Source organism: Micromonospora sp. WMMA1949 (assembly GCF_027460145.1).
Taxonomy (GTDB): Bacteria; Actinomycetota; Actinomycetes; order Mycobacteriales; family Micromonosporaceae; genus Micromonospora.
This window is the reverse complement of the sequence record NZ_JAPZBG010000001.1, coordinates 4,070,856-4,089,105: the sequence shown is the minus strand read 5'-3', so window position 1 is coordinate 4,089,105 and position 18,250 is coordinate 4,070,856. Positions and strand designations below refer to the sequence as shown.

Here is an 18,250-nt window from a genome sequence, read left to right as displayed (position 1 = left end):
AGTTTGTGGCATGCAGCGTACGCAGAGTCCTGTGCTGTCCCGGTTGGCACGGCTCAACCCGACGGCGGTGTTCCTGGCCACGCTGGCCGTGGTGCTTGTCGGCCTCTTCGCGCCCGGCCCGGCGGGCGGCGTCCTGCTGCTCGTGCTGGCCGGCGGGTTGGTCTGGCTGATGTCGGTCACCTGGCCGGTGCAGGCCCCGGCGACCCGGATGCTCCGGCTGGTGATGCTCACCTTGTTGATCGCGGTGGCGCTGGCGAAGGTCATGGTCGGCTGACTCGGGGAAGCAGAGCCGAGCTGACCTGCGCTGACATGCAATCATGCGTTTTTGACAATAGTTTTCGTTGTCGCGGACAGTTGAGCCCATGACCGTTCGCGCACCTCGCCGCATCCTGACCGCCGCAACCACCGCCCTGCTCGCCGCCGCCGGCCTGACCGCCTGCGGGGACGGCACAGGCGCCGCGAGCGAGCCGGGCAAGGTCGGCGTGGTGGCCGCGTTCTACCCGCTCCAGTTCCTGGCCGAGCGGATCGGCGGCGACACGGTAGCGGTCAGCAACCTCACCAAGCCGGGCGCCGAGCCGCACGACCTGGAACTCAACCCGCGGCAGGTCGGCCAGGTGGTCGACGCCGACCTGGTCGTCTACCTCAGCGGCTTCCAGCCGGCGGTGGACGAGGCGGTGGAGCAGAACGGCGGCGCCCGCGCGTTCGACGTGGCGGGCGTCACGCCGCTGCGGGACGCCGCCGCCGGTGGCCACGACCACGACCACGAGGGCGAGGCCGGGCACGCCGAGGAGGGCGGCGGCAAGGACCCGCACGTCTGGCTCGACCCGACCCGGCTGGCCACCATCGGCGACAAGCTTGCCGAGCGGCTCGGCAAGGCCGACCCGGACCACGCCGCCGACTACACCGCCCGCGCCGGCGCGCTGCGTACCGAGCTGACGAAGCTCGACACCGAGTACGCCGACGGCCTGCGTACCTGCCAGCGCCGGGAGATCGTCACCAGCCACACCGCGTTCGGCTACCTGACCGAGCGCTACCAGCTGGAGCAGATCGGCATCAGCGGGCTCACCCCGGAGTCCGAGCCGTCCCCGAAGCGGCTCGCCGAGGTCGCCGAGGAGGCCCGGAAGCACCAGGCCGGCACGATCTTCTTCGAGACGCTCGTCAGCCCGAAGGTCGCCGAGACCATCGCGCGTGAGGTCGGCGCGAAGACGGCCGTCCTGGACCCGCTGGAGGGCCCGCCCGCCGACGGCGACTACCTCTCCGCGATGCGCACCAACCTGCAGACCCTGCGAACCGCTCTGGACTGTTCATGACCCCACCGGTGATCGAGATCGCGCACGCCACCGTCGGCTACGACGGCCGCCCGGTGCTGCGTGACGTCTCGTTGACAGTGACCGCTTCCGAGGTGGTCGCCGTGCTCGGCGCCAACGGCTCCGGCAAGTCGACGCTCGTGCGCGCCGCGCTCGGCCTGGTGCCGGTCGGCGCCGGGTCGGTCGCCCTGTTCGGCACACCGCAGCGCCGCTTCCGGCAGTGGCACCGCATCGGGTACGTGCCGCAGCGGCTCGGCGCGGGCAGCGGAGTGCCCGCCACCGTGGGCGAGGTGGTGGCGTCCGGGCGGCTGGCCCGCCGGGGCGTACTGCGGCCCGCCGGGCGGGCGGACCGGGAGGCGGTGGCGGCGGCGCTGGACGCGGTCGGGCTCGCCGACCGGGCCGGCGACCCGGTGTCGACGCTCTCCGGCGGCCAGCAGCAGCGCACCCTGATCGCCCGCGCGCTCGCCGGCGGGCCGGAGCTGCTGGTGCTCGACGAGCCGACCGCCGGGGTGGACGCGGCCAGCCAGGAGGCGTTCGCCGGGGCGCTGCGCACGTTCCGCGACGGCGGGGGCACGGTGCTGCTCGTCGCGCACGAGCTGGGCCCCCTGCGCCCGCTGATCAGCCGGGCCGTGGTGGTGCACCAGGGCGGGATCGCCCACGACGGCGCGGTGCCCGAACCGGCCGGCCACCACGCCGACCCGGACCACGAGCACGTGCACCCGCACTGCGACGAGGAGCCGGCCCGGCTCTGGACAGGCATCTGAGATGGACCTCTTCCAGTACGACTTCATGCTCCGCGCCCTGGTCGGCGCGCTGATCATCGGGCTGGCCGCCCCGGCGCTCGGCATCTACCTGGTGCAGCGCCGGCTGGCGTTGATCGGCGACGGGCTCGGGCACGTGGCGCTCACCGGCGTCGGCGCGGGACTGCTGCTCAACCGTTCCCCCGTGCTGGTGGCGGTGATCGCCGCGACGCTCGGCGCGATCGTGATCGAGCTGGTCCGCGCGTACGGGCGAACCTCCGGCGACCTCGCGCTGGCGCTGCTGTTCTACGGCGGCATCGCCGGTGGCGTGATGCTGGTCGGGCTCTCCGACGCCAGCAGCGGGTCGCTCAACGCGTACCTGTTCGGGTCGCTGACCACCACCTCCCGCACCGACCTGATCACCATCGGCGTGCTCGGCGCGGTGCTGCTGGTGACCATGCTGGTGCTGCGCCCGGCGCTGTTCGCGGTGTGCCACGACGAGGAGTACGCCCGGGTGTCCGGCCTGCCGGTGCGGACGCTGAACCTGGTCATCGCGGTCGGCACCGCGGTCACGGTGACCATCGCCATGCGGGCGGTCGGGGTGCTGCTGATCAGCGCGCTGATGGTGGTGCCGGTGGCCGCCGCGCAGCAGGTGACCCGGGGCTTCCGGTCGACCATGGCGGCGGCCATGGCGCTGGGCCTGTTCGCCGCCGGCACCGGGGTGTGGGTGGCCGCCACCGCGGACACCGCGCCCGGCGCGTCGGTGGTGCTCGTGGCGATCGGCTCGTTCCTGCTGGTCGCGCTCGCGGCGGCCGGTCTGCGGGCGCTGCGGCGGCGGACCCGGGCCGACCGGGCGACGCCACCGCCCGAGCCGGCCGAGCACGAGGTGCTGCTGCGGTGAGGCCCTACCCGCCGGCGCAGCTGGGATTGGTTACCGTTACAGGGTGACCGGCACGAACGGGTACGACGCCTTCGAGGGTGCGGGTGACCTGCTGCGCGCGCTCTCGGCCCCGATCCGGCTCGCGATCGTCAGCGAGCTGGCCGAGGGCGAGCGCTGCGTGCACGAGCTGGTCGAGAAGCTCGGCGCGCCGCAGCCGCTCGTCTCCCAGCACCTGCGGGTGCTGCGCGGCGCCGGGGTGGTACGCGGGTCGCGGCGCGGCCGGGAGATCGCGTACGCGCTGGTCGACGACCACGTCGCGCACATCGTGGCGGACGCGGTCAGTCACGCCGGCGAAGGGTCGCACTGAGCGGGAAATCCGCCAGGTGCCGACGCGCCCGCGCCGTGGGACGCTGTCCGGCGTGAAGATCTACGCCGACCGTTTTCCCACCGCCGTCCGCCAGTTCCTCACCGACCTGCTCGTGGTCGTCTGGGTGTACGCGGCGATCCGCTTCGCGCTGTGGCTGCACGACGTGGTCGAGAAGCTCGCCGTACCCGGGCAGAAGCTGGAAGGTGCCGGCGGTGGTCTCGCCGACAACCTGGCCGACGCCGGCGGCAAGGTCGGCCGGGTGCCGATCGTCGGAGACGAGCTGACCGCGCCGTTCACCCGGGCCGCCGACGCCGCCCGCGCGGTCGCCGACGCGGGCCGCGACCAGCAGGAACTGGTCGGGCAGCTCGCGCTCGGGCTGACCGTCGCGGTGCTGGTGTTCCCGCTCGGCCTGGTGCTGTTCGGCTGGCTGCCGCTGCGCCTGCGCTGGATGCGCCGGGCCGGCGCGGCGAAGGCGCTGGCCGGTGCGCCGGCCGGCCGGGACCTGCTGGCGCTGCGCGCGCTGGCCGGTCAGCCGCTGTCGAAGCTGACCCGGATCGCGCCCGACGTCGCCGAGGCGTGGCGGCGCGGCGACGACGCGACAGTCGACGCGCTCGCCGCGCTGGAGCTGCGCGAACTGGGGCTGCGCGGCGGCCGGTGAGGCGCGCCGGTCAGCCAGCGGGCGGGATGCGGCGTCGCACATCCTCGGCGGTGGACGGGCCGGCTTCCCAGCGGGCCACCCACGGCAGGTCGGCCGGCGGCGTGACCACGCCGTCCTCCAGTGCGGCGTACCGGCCGGCGACGATCCGCTTGGCGGCGGCCACGTCGACCGAGTCGGTGTTCGACCACAGGCCGGTGAACAGCTCGTCGACGCGCAGCCGGGCCTGACGGCAGAACAGGTCGGCCAACTCGACGTTCTCCGGGTGCGCGTCCCGCTCGGCGTAGGCCCGGACGCAGACCGCGCTCATCGCGAACAGCTCCGCCCCGATGTCCACCACCCGGCCGAGGAACGCCTGCTTGCGCTCCATCTTCCCCTGCCAGCGCGACATCGCGTAGAAGGTCGACCGGGCCAGCTTGCGGGAGGTCCGCTCGACGTGGCGCAGGTGCCCGGCCAGCGGCCCAAACTCCTGGTACGCCCCGGGCGTCTGCCCCTTGCCGACGGCGAGCGTGGGCAGCCACTTCGCGTAGAAGGCGCCGGCCCGCGCGCCCGCCTTGGCCTTGCGGCCCAGACCGGCGTCGGGGTCGATGATGTCGCCCGCCACGGACAGGTGCGCGTCGACCGCCTCGCGGGCGATCAGCAGGTGCATGATCTCGGTGGAGCCCTCGAAGATCCGGTTGATCCGCAGGTCGCGCAGGAGCTGCTCGACGGCGGCCGGTCGCTCTCCCCGGGCGGCGAGCGAGTCGGCCGTCTCGTAGCCGCGGCCACCGCGGATCTGGATCAGCTCGTCGGCGATCCGCCAGGCCATCTCGCTGGCGTAGAGCTTGACCAGCGCCGCCTCGATCCGGATGTCGTTGCGGTCGTCGTCGGCGAGCATGCAGGACAGGTCGAGCATCGACTCCATGCCGTACGTGGTGGCGGCGATGAAGGACAGCTTCTTCGCCACCGCCTCGTGCTCGCCCACCGGACGGCCCCACTGGACCCGGTCCGCCGCCCACTCCCGGGCCACGTTGAGCGCCCACTTGCCGGCGCCGACGCACATGGCCGGCAGCGAGAGCCGCCCGGTGTTCAACGTGGTCAGCGCGATCTTCAGGCCCTTGCCCTCGCCGCCGATCACGTTCTCCTTCGGCACGAACACGTCGTGGAACCGGGTGAGGCTGTTCTCCAGGCCGCGCAGCCCGACGAAGGAGTTGCGCCGCTCGACGGTGATGCCGTCGCTGTCGCCCTCCACCACGAACGCGGTGATGCCGCCGCGCCGCCCCTCGGCGGCCGGTACCCGGGCCATCACCACCAGCAGCGTGGCGAGCGTGCCGTTCGTGGCCCAGAGCTTCACCCCGTTGAGCCGGTAGCCGGTGCCGTCGGCGGTGGGCTCGGCGGTGGTGGCGAGCCGGGCCGGGTCGGAGCCGACGTCCGGTTCGGTGAGCAGGAACGCGGAGACCTCACCGGCCGCGAGCCGGGGCAGGAACCGTTCCTTCTGCTCGGGTGTGCCGAACATCTTCAGCGGCTGCGGCACGCCGATCGACTGGTGCGCGGAGAGCAGCGCGCTGACCGCCGGGTTCACCGAGCCGACGAGCATCAGCGCCCGGCAGTAGTGCAGGTTGCTCAAGCCGAGCCCGCCGTACTTCCGGTCGATCTTCATGCCGAACGTGCCGAGCCCGGCCAGGCCGTGGAACACCTCGTCGGGGATGCGCGCGTCCCGCTCGATCGCCTCACCGTCCACCTCGGACGTCAGATACGCGCGCAGCGCGCCGAGGAACTCGTCCGCGCGGGCCACCTCGGCCGGGTCGGGGCGGGGCCACGGGTCGATCAGGTCGAGCCGGAAGCGGCCGAGGAACAGTTCCTTGCCGAAGCTGGGCCGGTCCCAGGCCGACTCGCGGGCCGCCTCGGCGACCTGGCGGGCCTCCTTCTCGGAGACCTGGCCCGCCTCGGTGGGAAGCGGCCCCGCACCGTCGGGTGACTCGGGCCGGCTGTTCTGTGTCGTGGTCACGGCTGCCTCCTCGTCGGTCCGGCTGCGTCGACGCGTGCGACGAAAACGACGCTACCCCCGGGTGTTACCCAGGGGTAGCGTTGCGTGCACGTCCGATTTGGCGGACCGTCAGTCGGTCAGCGACTGCGGGCTGTCGTCCTCGTCGTCGATGTCGTCCTCACCCCAGTTGCGCCGGCTGAACGGCAGGATCGCCCAGAAGGTCAGGAACCACAGGCCGGTGAGCGCGCTGAGCAGGAACGCGATCGGCCGGTCCAGCACGAAGTCGGTGACCAGCAGGACCGAGCTGACCATCGCGATCAGCATGAAGAACAGGCCGCCGGTGGCCATCCGGTGGGCGAACCGGACCAGCTCCGGCTTGCGGCCCTGCCGGAACAACGCCCGGTGGAACGCGACCGGAGAGATGATCATCGCGGCGGACGCGGCGGCGGTCAGCAGCGCCAGGATGTAGACGTCGCGCTGGAACTCCGTGGTCCGGCCGAACCCGTTGCTGAACGGCAGCGTCAGCAGGAAGGCGAAGAGGATCTGCACGCCTGTCTGCGCGACCCGCAGCTCCTGCAACAGATCGGCGAAGTTGCGCTGCCAGCGCTGCTTCTCGGATTCCTTGGACACTCGCGGACCTCCCCGGGAGACGGCACGGCCGGCGGGTGAACGCCCACCGGCAGCACCGCCTGTGCCCCGTACGGGCGATCACGAAACCGGTTCAGGAACCCCTGCGGATCCGGCCCGCGTACCGTGCCTCCAGCTCGGCGTTGTGCTCGTCGCCGCCGGTGATGTTCGCGGACAGGTAGACCGGCGGGCGCTGCCCCGCCGCGACCAGCCGGGCCACCACCTCGGTGACGATCTGCTGCGCGAGCAGCGCCGCGGTGATCGAGGAGACCGCGCCGACCGCGCCGCCACCCGGAAGCGGCAACGTCGCGTCGCCGTACGGGGCTCCGTTGTCCAGCACCACGTCGGCGAAGTCGGCGAGCTTGCGGCCGGACGGGTGCCGCGAGGTCATCCGGGCCGAGTGCTGCGCCGAGGTGATCGCCACCAGGCCGTGCCCGCGTTCCTTCACGATGGACGCGAACTCGACCATCGCCCCGTTCACGCCCGAGTTCGAGGCCAGCACGAATACGTCCTGCGGCCGGATCGGCGCCAGCTCGTAGAGGCGGTGCGCCACGGCCGGATCGCGTTCCAGCTTCGGGCCGAGCACGTCGGCCGGGTCGCCGCCGATCAGCACCAGGTCCCGCAGCGCGATCCGGTTGGTGGGCACCAGGCCGCCGGCCCGCCCGGCGATCTCCATGGCCAGCGCCTCGGAGTGCCCGGTGCCGAACGCGTGCACCACACCGTCGGCGCGCAGCGCGGCCGCGATCAGGTCGGCCGCGTCGGCCACGTTCTGCCGCTGCGCGGCGGCCACCCGGCCGATCGTCTCGGTCACCACCGCCAGGTACGCGTCGGCGCTCACCGTCATGCCTCCTCCGTTCCTGTGCAACGGGCGAGGATCGCCTCGGCCAGCGGGCCGGGCGCCTCGTCCGGAATCCAGTGGCTGACCCCGGGCAGTTCCACGAACCGGTAGTCACCGGTGACGCGCGCGGCGCACGCCTGCGCCGCCGTCCGGCCGATCGCCACGTCCTTGTCGCTCCAGACGAACGTGGTCGGCACCCCGACCGGGGCGACCGCCTTCATGTCCGCCCCGGTCATCGCGCGATACCAGTTCAGCGCCGCCGTCAACGCGCCCGGCTCGCGCATCGGCTCGGCGTAGCGCGCCACCGTACCGGCGTCGCCCACGCCGCTCAGCAGCTTGCGCAGCGTGGCGCCGTTCCACGCCAGCAGCACCTTCTCCGCCGTACCGGGCTTGCGGAACAACGCGATGTAGGCGGACTTGACCTTCTGCCGGGGGTCGGTGGCGAGCGCGTGGCCCATCGCCGCCGGATGCGGCACCGACACCGCGGTCAGCGTCCGCACCCGGTCCGGGTGCGCCGCCGCCAGGCCCCACGCCACGATGGCGCCCCAGTCGTGGCCGACCACGTGGGCGCGAGTCACCCCGAGCGCGTCGAGCACGGCCGCCGCGTCGGCCACCAGCTCCGGAATCCGGTACGCCCCGATGTCGGCCGGACGCGCGCCGGGCGAGTAGCCGCGCTGGTCGAGCGCGTACGTGCGCAGCCCGGCGGCGTGCAGCGCGGGCGTGACCGCGTCCCACTCGCCCGAGTGCTGCGGGAAGCCGTGCAGCAGCAGGACCGGGTCGCCGCCCTCGGGACCGCCGGCGCGTACCTCGAACGTCAGTCCCCGCGCATCCACCAGCATGATCGCCACCATACCGACACTCGCCCTGCTGGGCCCCGGGCCGTGGTCGGTGCTAGCGTCTGCGACGAGACAACTTCACATCCGACAGGGGAGCGCACAGCGCTGAGAGTGCGGGCCGGTGCCCGCAGACCCTCGAACCTGATCTGGGTAATGCCAGCGCAGGGAGTTCGGTCGACCTCCAGCCGCGTCGCCGTCCGGTGACCACCGGGCGCGGCGTGCGTCTTCTCCTGGTTCACCTCGACGAACTGGGAGCCAATCGTGAACCGTACCGACAGCAACCGCTGGCGTACCGTCGACATCGTCGTCGCCTCGGTCATCGCCGTCGCCTTCGGCGTCGTCTTCTGGGCCTGGGGCCTGCTCTGGAGCGCCACCGACGCGGCGTTCGCGTTCTTCCCGCCGGCGCAGGCAGTGCTCTACGGCGTGTGGCTGATCCCGGCGGTGCTCGCCGGCCTGATCATCCGCAAGCCGGGCGCCGCGCTGTACTGCGAGACGGTGGCCGCCATCATCTCCGCCCTGCTGGGCAGCCAGTGGGCGAGCATCGTGATCCTCCAGGGCCTGATGCAGGGCATCGGCGCCGAGCTGGCCTTCGCGGCGTTCCGGTACCGCTCGTTCCGCCTGCCGGTGGCGGTGCTGGCCGGTGCGCTGACCGGCCTCGGTGCTGCGATCTTCGACTTCGTCTACTGGAACAAGGCGTACGACTTCGCCTCCTACCGCCTCCCGTACGCGCTGATCACTATCGTCAGCGCCACTATCGTCGCCGGTCTGGGCGCGCACGTCCTCACCCGCGCGCTGGCGAACACCGGCGTCCTGGACCGCTTCCCCGCCGGCCGCGACCGCGCCCTGGTCTAGCCCCCCTCCCCACTTCCGCCCGGTGATCAAGGAGTTCGCGTCCGCCGGGGACGGTTCTCCGGACGCGAACTCCTTGATCACGCAGGCTGGGCCGGGAGGGGGTGGTGGGCGGTGAGCGCTGTGGTGCTGCGGGGGTTCGGGTGGCGGCACGGAGGACGCAAGCGCTGGGCTCTGCGCGGAGTGGATCTGCGCGTGGAGAGCGGCGAGCGGGTGCTGCTGCTCGGGCCCTCCGGGGCCGGTAAGAGCACGTTGCTGGCGGCGCTGGCCGGACTGCTGCCGGAGGACTCCGGCGAGCAGGAGGGCACCGTCGAGATCGACGGGCTGGACCCGCGCAAGGCGCGTGAGCGCGTCGGCATCCTGTTCCAGGACCCGCAGACCCAGCTCGTCATGGCCCGCTCCGGCGACGACGTGGCGTTCGGGCTGGAGAACCGGGGCGTACCGGCCGGCGAGATCTGGTCCCGCGTCGACGAGGCGCTGCACCGGGTCGGCTTCCCGTACCCCCGGGACCGCCCGACCGCCGCGCTCAGCGGCGGGGAGCAGCAGCGGCTGGCCCTGGCCGGCACGCTCGCGCTGCGCCCCGGGCTGCTGCTGCTCGACGAGCCCACCGCCAACCTCGACCCGGCCGGCGCCGGCCTGATCCGCCGGGCCGTCGCGAACGCGCTCGACCCGGACACCACGATGATCCTGGTCGAGCACCGGGTCACCGAGGCGCTGCCGCTGGTCGGCCGCGTCGTGGTGCTGGAACCCGGCGGCGGCGTCCGCGCCGACGGGCCGCCCGACGCGGTCTTCGCCGCGCACGGTGACGCGCTGGCCGCCGCCGGGGTCTGGGTACCCGGCCACGTCGCGCCACCCCGGCACGCCACCACGCCGCCCGGCGACGTGCTGCTCACCGCGGAGCGGCTCGGCCTCCCGCCCCGGCTGAACCCCACCGATCTTCGGGTACGCGCCGGCGAGGCGCTCGCCGTCCTCGGCCCCAACGGGGCCGGCAAGTCCACACTGGCGCTGCTCCTGGGCGGCCTGCTGAAACCCGGAGCGGGGGCCGTCACCGCGTCCGCCGAACTCGCCGGGCGGGACGCGCGCACTCCCCCGCACCGCTGGCGGGCACCCGCGCTGGTCCGCCGGATCGGTTCGGTGTTCCAGGACCCGGAGCACCAGTTCGTCACCGCCACGGTCCGCGACGAGCTGGCGCTCGGCCCGCGCCGCATCGGCCGGCCCGAGCCGGCGGTCACCGCCACCGTGGACGAGCTGTTGCACCGGCTGCGGCTGGACCGGCTGGCGGGCGCCAACCCGTACACCCTCTCGGGTGGCGAGGCGCGGCGGCTGAGCGTGGCGACGGCGCTGGCCACCGCGCCCCGCCTGCTGATCTGCGACGAGCCCACGTTCGGCCAGGACCGGCGGACCTGGCTGGAGCTGGTCGACCTGCTGGCCGAGCTGCGCGACGCCGGGCACGGCGTGGTCACGGTGACCCACGACGAGGACTTCGTCGCCGCGCTCGCCGACCGGACGCTCGCCCTGGACCGCCCGCCCGCCGGGGTGCTCCCGTGATCAACCTCGAACCGGTCGCCGCGCCCGGCGCGCCGCTGGCCCGGCGCAACCCGGTGGCGAAGCTGGCCGCCGCGGTGGTCTTCACGCTGATCCTGGTGGCGACGCTCGATCCGGTGGCCCCGGCCCTCGCCATCGCCGTCGAACTCGCGGTGCTGCCGCTGTTCGGCGTCCGCTACCGGGTGCTGGCCCGCCGGGCCTGGCCGCTGCTCGCCGGCGCCGTCGGCATCCTCGTCACGCTGGTGCTGTTCGCGGCCGACCGCTCCGGCCCGGTGCTGCTCCAGGCCGGACCGATCCTGGTCACCCAGGGCGTGCTGATGACCGCGCTCGGGCTGGTGCTGCGCATGTTCGCGGTGGCGCTGCCCGGCATCGTCGTGTTCGCCACCACCGACCCGACGGACCTGGCCGACGCGTTGATCCAGAACGCGAGGACGCCCGCCCGGTTCGCCATCGGGGCGCTCGCCGCGTTCCGGATGGTGCCGCTGCTGGAACAGGAGTGGCGGATGATCAGCATGGCCCGCCGGGCCCGCGGCGTGGACGCGGGCCGCAACCCGGTGGCCAGGTTGCGGCTTTTCGCGTCCACCGCGTTCACGCTGTTGGTGGGCGCGATCCGGCGGGGTACCCGGCTGGCGGTGGCGATGGACGCCCGGGGCTTCGACGCCGGCACCCCGCGCACAGTGGCCCGTCCCCAGCGCTTCACCGGCGCCGACGCCCTGCTCGTCGCAGGCGCCGCCCTGCTGGCAGGCGCCGCCTTGGCGACAAGCATCGCCCTGGGCACCTTCCGCCCCTTGATCGGCTGACCCCCTCCCCCTCCCCCTCCCCCTCCACCTTCCGCCCCGTTGATCATGAAGTTGACGGCACCGGTTGCCCGTTTTGCCGCCGCCAACCTCATGATCAACCAGGATCGGGCGAGATCTTGGTAGGGAATGGCCCCTATGGGGGCCGGAATCTTCCAAGATCTTCGGGGACGCTCGGGCGGGGCTGTCGGTCAGCTGCGGCGGAAGGCGTAGAACCGGGTCTGGCCGGCGCGCTGGCTACGTCCGGTGAACCGGGCCTGCCGCCCTGCCGGTGGCCCCGATCTCGGCGGCGTCGCGGATGCGCCGGGCAGGACCGGGGACTCCGGAGACTCCGATGGCGACACGGTGGACGCCGCCGGCTCGGCGGGAAGCCCCACCGCAGACACGGTGGACGCTGCCGCCTCGGTGGGGAGCCCCACCGCAGACACGGTGGGCGTCGCCGGCGCGGTGGGGAGCACCACGGCGGGCGGCGCCACGGTGAGCGCGTCGAGCTTCGGCGGGGCCACCTGCGGCGCGGACTGCTTGCGGGACTTCTTCGGATTGCGCTTCGCGGGCATTCGCGGGCCTCCTGTCGTGCGGGCGCGTCGACCGGGACGCTCCGAGCGAGGGCTCCGGTGCGTTCCGATCACGACAGACACCGCGACCGACGGCGGCGGGAAGGAATGCGGACGCCCGGAGCAGGACAGGTCCACGGCACTTCGGCGGTGGACCGGGCTCGGAGGTGGGGCGTCACTTACGCATGCGGCAACGCTATCCCGCCGCCCGGACCTCCCGCACCCGAATTACGGAGAAGGACCACCGGGAGGCGAGGCGCGAACGCGCCGCGGACGCACGGCCACCCACCGGTCACGCCCTGTCGACGTCCCCGCCCACTGCCCCGACGACCGCGATACGGTCGCAGCACGGCAGCACGAACGAGAGGTGGCGGTACGCATGGCAGAGCAGGCGACGGCGCAGATCGGAGTCACCGGTCTGGCGGTGATGGGCCGCAACCTGGCCCGGAACCTGGCCCGCAACGGCTTCGCCGTGGCGGTGCACAACCGGTCGCCGGAACGTACCCGCAGCCTCGTCGCGGAGCACGGCGACGAGGGCACGTTCGTGCCGTCGGAGTCCCTCGCGGACTTCGTCGGCTCGCTCGAGCGGCCCCGCGCGGTGATCGTGATGGTGAAGGCCGGCGCGCCCACCGACGCGGTGATCGACGAACTGGTCCCGCTGCTGGAGGAGGGCGACATCGTCGTCGACTGCGGCAACGCGCACTTCGCCGACACCCGCCGCCGGGAGGAGGCGCTGCGCGAGCACGGCCTGCACTTCGTCGGCACCGGCGTGTCCGGCGGCGAGGAGGGCGCGCTGCTCGGCCCGAGCATCATGCCGGGCGGTTCGGCGGAGTCGTACCAGAAGCTGGGGCCGATCTTCTCCAAGATCGCCGCGCACGTGGACGGCGAGCCCTGCTGCCGGCACGTCGGCCCGGACGGCGCGGGCCACTTCGTGAAGATGGTGCACAACGGCATCGAGTACGCCGACATGCAGCTCATCGCCGAGGCGTACGACCTGTTGCGGGCCGGTCTGTCGGCGAGCCCGGCGGAGATCGCGGAGATCTTCCGGGAGTGGAACGGCGGCGAGCTGGGGTCGTTCCTCATCGAGATCACCGCCGACGTGCTCGGCCACACCGACGCGGCCACCGGTCAGGCGTTCGTGGACGTGGTGCTCGACCAGGCCGAGCAGAAGGGCACCGGCCGCTGGACCGTGCAGAGCGCGCTCGACCTGGGCATCCCGATCACCGGTATCGCCGAGGCCACGTTCGCCCGGTCGCTGTCCGGCCACGCCGACCAGCGCGAGGCCGCCCGCCGGGTATTCGCGGACGCGGGCGACAAGTGGCAGGTGGACGACCGGGAGGCGTTCGTCGAGGACGTGCGCCGTGCGCTGCTGGCCAGCAAGATCGTCGCGTACGCGCAGGGGTTCGACCACATCCGGGCCGGCAGCCGGGAGTACGACTGGGACATCGACCTGGGCGGCACGGCCACGATCTGGCGGGGCGGCTGCATCATCCGGGCCGGTTTCCTGGACCGGATCCGGGAGGCGTACGACGCGGAGCCGGACCTGTCGACGCTGCTCGTCGCGCCGTGGTTCGCCGAGCGGGTCAGCGCCGGCGTTCCGGCCTGGCGACGAGTGGTGGCCGACGCGGCCCGGGCGGGCGTGCCGGCCCCGGCCTTCGGTTCGTCGCTGGCCTACTTCGACGCGCTGCGGGCGCAGCGGCTGCCGGCCGCGCTGATCCAGGGCCTGCGGGACAACTTCGGCGCGCACACCTACCACCGGGTGGACCGGGACGGCTCGTTCCACACGCTATGGGCGGGTGACCGCTCCGAAGTGGAGGCGTGAGCCCGGCCGGACAGGTCACCAGGCTCGCGGGGCGTGCGGGTCGGGCGCCCAGCCGGCGGCCGGCTCGCCTGCCGCCAGTTCGCCGATCTCGCCGGAGCGGACCGCCGGGGTGTGCCCGAGGTCGGCGCACCACCGCTGCGCCACGTCGGCGCAGAGAGCCGCTACGGCGTCCCGGTGGGTCGCCTCCACCAGATCGGCGGCGGCCAGGGCAGCAGTCATCTCGTACCGGAGATCGCGCATCCTCCACCCCCCGTGGCGGGCGCGCACCCGGCGGCACGCCCTGCGCCGATCGTAGAGCGGAACGCCCCGCGCCCGGCGGGAAAGCCGGATGCGGGGCGTCACGCTCACGTCGGGTGCCGGCCGCGGCCATCAGGGCCGGACGTCGCGGTCAGAAGAACCGGCGACGCTTGGCCTTCTGCGGCCGGACCAGGTCGGCGCCCTTGGTCAGCAGACGGCTCACCCCGGACGGGCCGCGACGGGCCTCCAGGGTGTGGCTGAGCCGGCGCGCGCCGGCCGCCGCCAGCGGCACGGCGACCGCCATGAACGCCCACTGCGCGATCCGCTTCTGAATCATGTGGTTCACCTCCGCGTTTGCTGTCTGGAGGTATCGGTACCCACCGCGGCGCCTTGGTAAGCGTGACGTCAGGCGCCCGGGGCGACCGGGTTGGGCAGGGCACCGCCGAAGCGGCGGTCGCGCTGGGCGTACAGCTCGCAGGCGTACCAGAGGTGGCGGCGGTCGAAGTCGGGCCAGAGCGTGTCCAGGTAGACCAGCTCGGCGTACGCGGTCTGCCAGAGCAGGAAGTTGGAGATGCGCTGCTCCCCGGAGGGGCGCAGGAACAGGTCGACCTCGGGCACCTCGGGGTGGTAGAGGTATCGCGCGATCGTCTTCTCGTTCACCTTGGCCGGGTCGAGCTTGCCCGCTGCGACGTCGCGGGCGATCCCGGCGGCGGCGTCGGCGATCTCGGCCTGGCCACCGTAGTTGACGCAGAACTGCAGCGTGAGCGTCGAGTTGCCGCGGGACATCTCCTCGGCGGTCTGCAGCTCGGAGATGACGCTCTTCCAGAGCCGGCCGGCGCGGCCCGACCAGACCACCCGGACGCCCAGGTCGACGAGCTGGTCGCGGCGGCGGCGGATGACGTCGCGGTTGAAGCCCATCAGGAAGCGGACCTCGTCCGGCGAGCGCCGCCAGTTCTCGGTGGAGAACGCGTACGCCGACAGGTAGGGAATCCCCATCTCGATCGCGCCCTCGACGGTGTCGAACAGGCTGTGCTCGCCCTGCTCGTGCCCCTTGGTGCGGGGCAGGCCGCGCTCCTTGGCCCAGCGGCCGTTGCCGTCCATCACGATGGCGACGTGCCGGGGCACCGCGGCGGGCGGCAGCGCCGGCGGGCGGGCGCCGGAGGGGTGCGGGGTCGGCGGCACCGGCTCGCGGCGGGTCGCCCTCGTCGATCGGATCACTCGGTCATCTCCCTGTTCACTCCGGCGACGGGCCCGGCGCCGGAGCGCGCGGGACCACATCCGGCCCCGCGCCGCCGGGCGGCGGGACCGCGCCGGACGCCGGGGCGCCCCGGTCGACCAGCGGCAGCGAGCGTAGCGCGCGCTCCAGATGCCATTGGAGGTGCGCCGCGACCAGTCCGCTGCACTCCCGGCGTACGCCGGTGTCGGCCGCGTCGGCGTACCCCCAGTCGCCGGAGGTCAGCGCGGACATCAGCTCCAGCGTGGCGGGCGCGGGGTGGGCGGCGCCGGGAGGCCGGCAGTCCGGGCAGACCGCGCCGCCGGCCGGTACGGAGAACGCGCGGTGCCGGCCCGGCTCGCCGCAGACCGCGCAGGCCGCGAGCGCCGGCGCCCAGCCGGCGAACGCCATCCCGCGCAGCAGGTACGCGTCGAGCACCAGCGTGGTGGCGTGCTCGCCGCGGGCCAGCGACTTCATCGCGCCGAGGGTGAGCTGGAACAGCCGCAGCGACGGCTCGCGCTCGACCGGGGTGAGCCGCTCGGCGGTCTCGGCGATCGCGCTGGCCGCCGTGTAGCGGGGGTAGTCGCCGAGGAACCGCTTGCCGTACAGCTCGATCGCCTCGACCTGGCTGACGGTGTGCAACGAGCTGCCCTGGTTGCCCTTGGGGTCGCCGGCGAGCTGGAGGTCGACGTGCCCGAACGGTTCCAGCCGCGCGCCGAAGCGGCTCATGGTGCGCCGCACGCCCCGGGCGACCGCGCGCAGCCGGCCGTGCCGGCGGGTGAACAGCGTGATGATGCGGTCCGACTCGCCCAGCTTCTGCACACGCAGCACCACCGCGTCGTCGCGGTAGAGCTGTCGGCGGTACCCGGCCATCAGGCCATTCTCCCTCCGGGTGCGATCTCAGGGTCGGCTCGGGGTGGACCGGCGGGCGATCCCCGATGTGCCGGGCGCCGGGCCGGTCCTAATGTGCTGGCCATGGCTTCGCTCCGCACCGCTCCCCGGCTGCGTGGTGTGGTGGCCGCCGCCGCTGCCGCCGCGCTCATCGTTCTCTCCGGGTGTGACACCCTCTCGTTCCGCCGCCTCGACTACGACCACACCGAACGGACGAAGATCACGAAGATCACCGTGGACGACGACGGCGCCGGCGACGTCGTGGTGCGGGCCAACGGCCCCGCCGACCAGGTACGCGTCAAGCGCGTGGTCCGCTACCAGGGCGACGAGCCGACCAGCCGGTACGAGATCAAGGGCGACGAACTCGTCCTGCCCACCGACTGCGGGCACCGGTGCAGCATCTCCTGGGAGGTGACCGCGCCGCCCGGCGTGGTGGTCCGCGGTGGCACCGGCTCGGGCAACGTCGACCTCACCGACGTGGGCGCCGTCGAGTTCACGCTCAGCTCCGGCGACCTGACCGTCAGGGGCACCACCGGCGAGGTCCGTGCCTCCACCACGTCGGGCAACATCCGGGTCGTCGAGGCGGCCGGCCCCGTGCGGCTGCGGGCCCGCTCCGGCGACATCGAGGCCCGCCGGCTCGCCTCCGCCGTCGACGTGGAGACCACCTCCGGCAACATCGTCGTCGAGCTGGACCAGCCGGCACCGGCCCGGGTGCACGCCACCAGCGGAGACGTCGACCTCGCCGTACCGGCGGGCCGCTACCGGGTACGCGCCACCGCGACCTCCGGCGACACCGACGTGCGTGTCGACGACGACCCGACGGCTTCGGTGACGCTGGAGGCGTCCGCCACCAGCGGCAACGTCACGGTCAGCACCCGCTGAGCGGGCCGCGCCCCGGCGTGCCGCGCCGCGCTCCGCCGGGGCTCAGTCGCCGGGCGCGCCCCGCCGGGCCGCCGGGACGCCGCCGGCCCGGCCGGGGTCCTCCGTCCCGCGGCGTGGCGCCGGCACCCGGGCGCCGACGCTCACCAGCGCGTCCTCCGCCCCGGCGGGTGCCGGGCTGGCCGGTACGGCCGCCGCCCGGTCGGCCACGGTCCGCCGCGGCCTGCCGGGGACCAGTTCCGGGGTACGCCGGGCGGCCACGTCCTCGACCCAGCCCACGAGCAGCGTCACCACGCCGACGAGCGCGAAGACCAGCCCCACCCGCAGCCACAGGCCCACCGGGTCACGCGGCGACCAGCCGACCAGGCCGACGAGCGGAGTGAGCAGCACCACGAACGGCATGTGCCAGAGGTAGACGGTCAGCGCGCGCCGGTTCACCACGGTGACCGCCCGGCCGAGCGCCGGCACACGGTCGACCCAGGTCACCCCGACCGGTGCCCGGCCGATCGCCACCAGGATGAACGCGGCCGACCAGAGCGCGTTGCCGAGCGGGATGTCGTTGATGTCGTACCCGCGCGGGCCCGGGTGGGTGACGATCCAGGCCAGCCCGGCGGCGCCGACCACAGCGGCCACCGGCAGCAGCACCCGGTTGCGCATCCGGCGCAGCATCCCGTCGTGGTGGGCGAAGCCGAGCAACCAGGCGCCGAAGTAGAGGCCGAACTCCCGCAGCACCGTCGGCGGGTTCGCCAGGACGCCCACCTCGATCGCGACGAGCAGCAGGTACGGGGCGGCGAGCGTGGGCAGCGGCGCCCGGCGGAACAGCCAGAGCACCAGCGGCGACGCGAGCACGAACCACAGGTAGTCCCGCAGGTACCAGATCGGGCTGAGCGCCAGCCCGCCCCAGTAGTTGGCCGGCGGGTCGCTGATCGGGAACAGCCAGAGCAGCACCCTCGGGCCGAACGCCAGCCCGGTGAGCAGCATGGCCGGCACGAAGACCGCGGCGAGCACCCACAGCGACGGCAGCAGGCGACGCAGGCGTCGCCCGACCGCGCGTACCCCGCTGCGGTCGAGCGATGCCGCCATCAGCGACCCGGCCAGGGCGAACATCACCGACATCGCCGGGAACACCAGCGTGAGGGTGGCGTAACCGGTGACGTGGTAGGTGACGACGCGCAGGATGGCCAGGAAGCGGAGCAGGTCCAGATAGCGGTTTCGCATCAGCTCACGGCGGGGTCCGGGGGCAGAGA

At 73.6% G+C, this 18,250-nt stretch carries 21 protein-coding genes and 1 riboswitch; of the genes, 11 read left to right on the top strand and 10 right to left on the bottom strand.

The features are described 5' to 3' along the window. Nucleotides 1–10 precede the first annotated feature (10 nt). From O7607_RS19370 to O7607_RS19345, 6 genes are all read left to right on the top strand, one after another. A complete protein-coding gene (locus tag O7607_RS19370) occupies nt 11–274 on the top strand; it encodes a DUF6703 family protein (protein ID WP_269704608.1) in 264 nt (87 codons plus the stop codon). An 88-nt stretch (nt 275–362) separates the two neighbouring features. Then, nucleotides 363–1,310, top strand: coding sequence for a metal ABC transporter substrate-binding protein (locus O7607_RS19365; protein WP_269704607.1), 948 nt, complete (start codon nt 363–365; stop codon nt 1,308–1,310). Continuing rightward, nucleotides 1,307–2,071: a metal ABC transporter ATP-binding protein gene (locus O7607_RS19360; RefSeq protein ID WP_269704606.1), complete on the top strand. Its 765-nt coding sequence runs from the start codon at nt 1,307–1,309 to the stop codon at nt 2,069–2,071. The genes O7607_RS19365 and O7607_RS19360 overlap by 4 nt, the downstream gene beginning before the upstream one ends. 1 nt (nt 2,072) lies before the next feature. After that, the gene (locus tag O7607_RS19355) at nt 2,073–2,948 is read left to right on the top strand and encodes a metal ABC transporter permease (RefSeq protein WP_269704605.1); all 876 of its coding nucleotides are present in this window, start codon (nt 2,073–2,075) and stop codon (nt 2,946–2,948) included. Between the two features lie 43 nt (nt 2,949–2,991). After that, nucleotides 2,992–3,294 carry an ArsR/SmtB family transcription factor gene (locus O7607_RS19350; RefSeq protein WP_013287947.1) on the top strand — a complete coding sequence of 101 codons (303 nt, stop codon included), beginning with the start codon at nt 2,992–2,994 and terminating at the stop codon, nt 3,292–3,294. A gap of 52 nt (nt 3,295–3,346) precedes the next feature. Beyond that, on the top strand, nt 3,347–3,952 hold the full coding sequence (locus O7607_RS19345; protein ID WP_269704604.1) for a hypothetical protein: 606 nt from the start codon (nt 3,347–3,349) through the stop codon (nt 3,950–3,952). A gap of 10 nt (nt 3,953–3,962) precedes the next feature. On the opposite strand, the gene O7607_RS19340 is transcribed toward O7607_RS19345, so the two are convergent. From O7607_RS19340 to O7607_RS19325, 4 genes are all read right to left on the bottom strand, one after another. Then, entirely contained in the window at nt 3,963–5,936 is a 1,974-nt protein-coding gene (locus tag O7607_RS19340) for an acyl-CoA dehydrogenase family protein (protein WP_269704603.1), read from the bottom strand. Nucleotides 5,937–6,044: 108 nt separating this feature from the next. After that, nucleotides 6,045–6,545, bottom strand: a complete 501-nt coding sequence (locus tag O7607_RS19335) for a DUF6328 family protein (RefSeq protein ID WP_269704602.1) — start codon at nt 6,543–6,545, stop codon at nt 6,045–6,047. A 91-nt stretch (nt 6,546–6,636) separates the two neighbouring features. After that, a complete protein-coding gene (locus O7607_RS19330) occupies nt 6,637–7,386 on the bottom strand; it encodes an SIS domain-containing protein (RefSeq protein WP_269704601.1) in 750 nt (249 codons plus the stop codon). Beyond that, complete coding sequence (locus tag O7607_RS19325) at nt 7,383–8,219, bottom strand: alpha/beta fold hydrolase (protein WP_269704600.1); 837 nt, start codon at nt 8,217–8,219, stop codon at nt 7,383–7,385. The genes O7607_RS19330 and O7607_RS19325 overlap by 4 nt, the downstream gene beginning before the upstream one ends. A 76-nt stretch (nt 8,220–8,295) precedes the next feature. Next, nucleotides 8,296–8,402, top strand: a riboswitch (TPP riboswitch). A gap of 75 nt (nt 8,403–8,477) precedes the next feature. On the opposite strand from O7607_RS19325, the gene O7607_RS19320 reads away from it, so the two are divergent. The 3 genes from O7607_RS19320 to O7607_RS19310 all read left to right on the top strand — a co-directional run bounded on the left by O7607_RS19320 (nt 8,478) and on the right by O7607_RS19310 (nt 11,410). Continuing rightward, on the top strand, nt 8,478–9,068 hold the full coding sequence (locus O7607_RS19320; RefSeq protein ID WP_269704599.1) for an ECF transporter S component: 591 nt from the start codon (nt 8,478–8,480) through the stop codon (nt 9,066–9,068). A gap of 111 nt (nt 9,069–9,179) precedes the next feature. Then, complete coding sequence (locus tag O7607_RS19315) at nt 9,180–10,613, top strand: ABC transporter ATP-binding protein (RefSeq protein WP_269704598.1); 1,434 nt, start codon at nt 9,180–9,182, stop codon at nt 10,611–10,613. Further along, on the top strand, nt 10,610–11,410 hold the full coding sequence (locus O7607_RS19310) for an energy-coupling factor transporter transmembrane component T family protein (protein WP_269704597.1): 801 nt from the start codon (nt 10,610–10,612) through the stop codon (nt 11,408–11,410). Before O7607_RS19315 ends, O7607_RS19310 begins: the two co-directional genes overlap by 4 nt. Nucleotides 11,411–11,598: 188 nt before the next feature. On the opposite strand, the gene O7607_RS19305 is transcribed toward O7607_RS19310, so the two are convergent. Beyond that, nucleotides 11,599–11,964 carry a hypothetical protein gene (locus O7607_RS19305; RefSeq protein ID WP_269704596.1) on the bottom strand — a complete coding sequence of 122 codons (366 nt, stop codon included), beginning with the start codon at nt 11,962–11,964 and terminating at the stop codon, nt 11,599–11,601. Nucleotides 11,965–12,340: 376 nt separating this feature from the next. Between O7607_RS19305 and gndA the strand changes: the two genes are divergently transcribed. Further along, nucleotides 12,341–13,783, top strand: coding sequence for an NADP-dependent phosphogluconate dehydrogenase (gene gndA, locus O7607_RS19300; RefSeq protein ID WP_269704595.1), 1,443 nt, complete (start codon nt 12,341–12,343; stop codon nt 13,781–13,783). A 15-nt stretch (nt 13,784–13,798) separates the two neighbouring features. Here gndA and O7607_RS19295 read toward each other — a convergent pair whose 3' ends face one another. The 4 genes from O7607_RS19295 to recO form a co-directional block, all read right to left on the bottom strand. Beyond that, the gene (locus tag O7607_RS19295) at nt 13,799–14,023 is read right to left on the bottom strand and encodes a thioredoxin reductase (protein ID WP_269704594.1); all 225 of its coding nucleotides are present in this window, start codon (nt 14,021–14,023) and stop codon (nt 13,799–13,801) included. Nucleotides 14,024–14,171: 148 nt separating this feature from the next. Then, nucleotides 14,172–14,357 (bottom strand): hypothetical protein, encoded by a 186-nt coding sequence (locus O7607_RS19290; RefSeq protein ID WP_194802342.1) that lies wholly within the window; start codon nt 14,355–14,357, stop codon nt 14,172–14,174. Nucleotides 14,358–14,425: 68 nt separating this feature from the next. Then, the gene (locus O7607_RS19285; protein WP_269707030.1) at nt 14,426–15,202 is read right to left on the bottom strand and encodes an isoprenyl transferase; all 777 of its coding nucleotides are present in this window, start codon (nt 15,200–15,202) and stop codon (nt 14,426–14,428) included. A 52-nt stretch (nt 15,203–15,254) separates the two neighbouring features. Further along, a complete protein-coding gene (gene recO, locus O7607_RS19280) occupies nt 15,255–16,106 on the bottom strand; it encodes a DNA repair protein RecO (RefSeq protein ID WP_269704593.1) in 852 nt (283 codons plus the stop codon). 102 nt (nt 16,107–16,208) lie between these two features. Between recO and O7607_RS19275 the strand changes: the two genes are divergently transcribed. Beyond that, the gene (locus tag O7607_RS19275) at nt 16,209–17,006 is read left to right on the top strand and encodes a DUF4097 family beta strand repeat-containing protein (RefSeq protein WP_269704592.1); all 798 of its coding nucleotides are present in this window, start codon (nt 16,209–16,211) and stop codon (nt 17,004–17,006) included. Nucleotides 17,007–17,048: 42 nt separating this feature from the next. Here the strand turns inward: O7607_RS19275 and O7607_RS19270 are convergent, their stop codons facing one another. Then, nucleotides 17,049–18,221 carry an acyltransferase family protein gene (locus tag O7607_RS19270; RefSeq protein ID WP_269704591.1) on the bottom strand — a complete coding sequence of 391 codons (1,173 nt, stop codon included), beginning with the start codon at nt 18,219–18,221 and terminating at the stop codon, nt 17,049–17,051. Between the last annotated feature and the right edge of the window lie 29 nt (nt 18,222–18,250).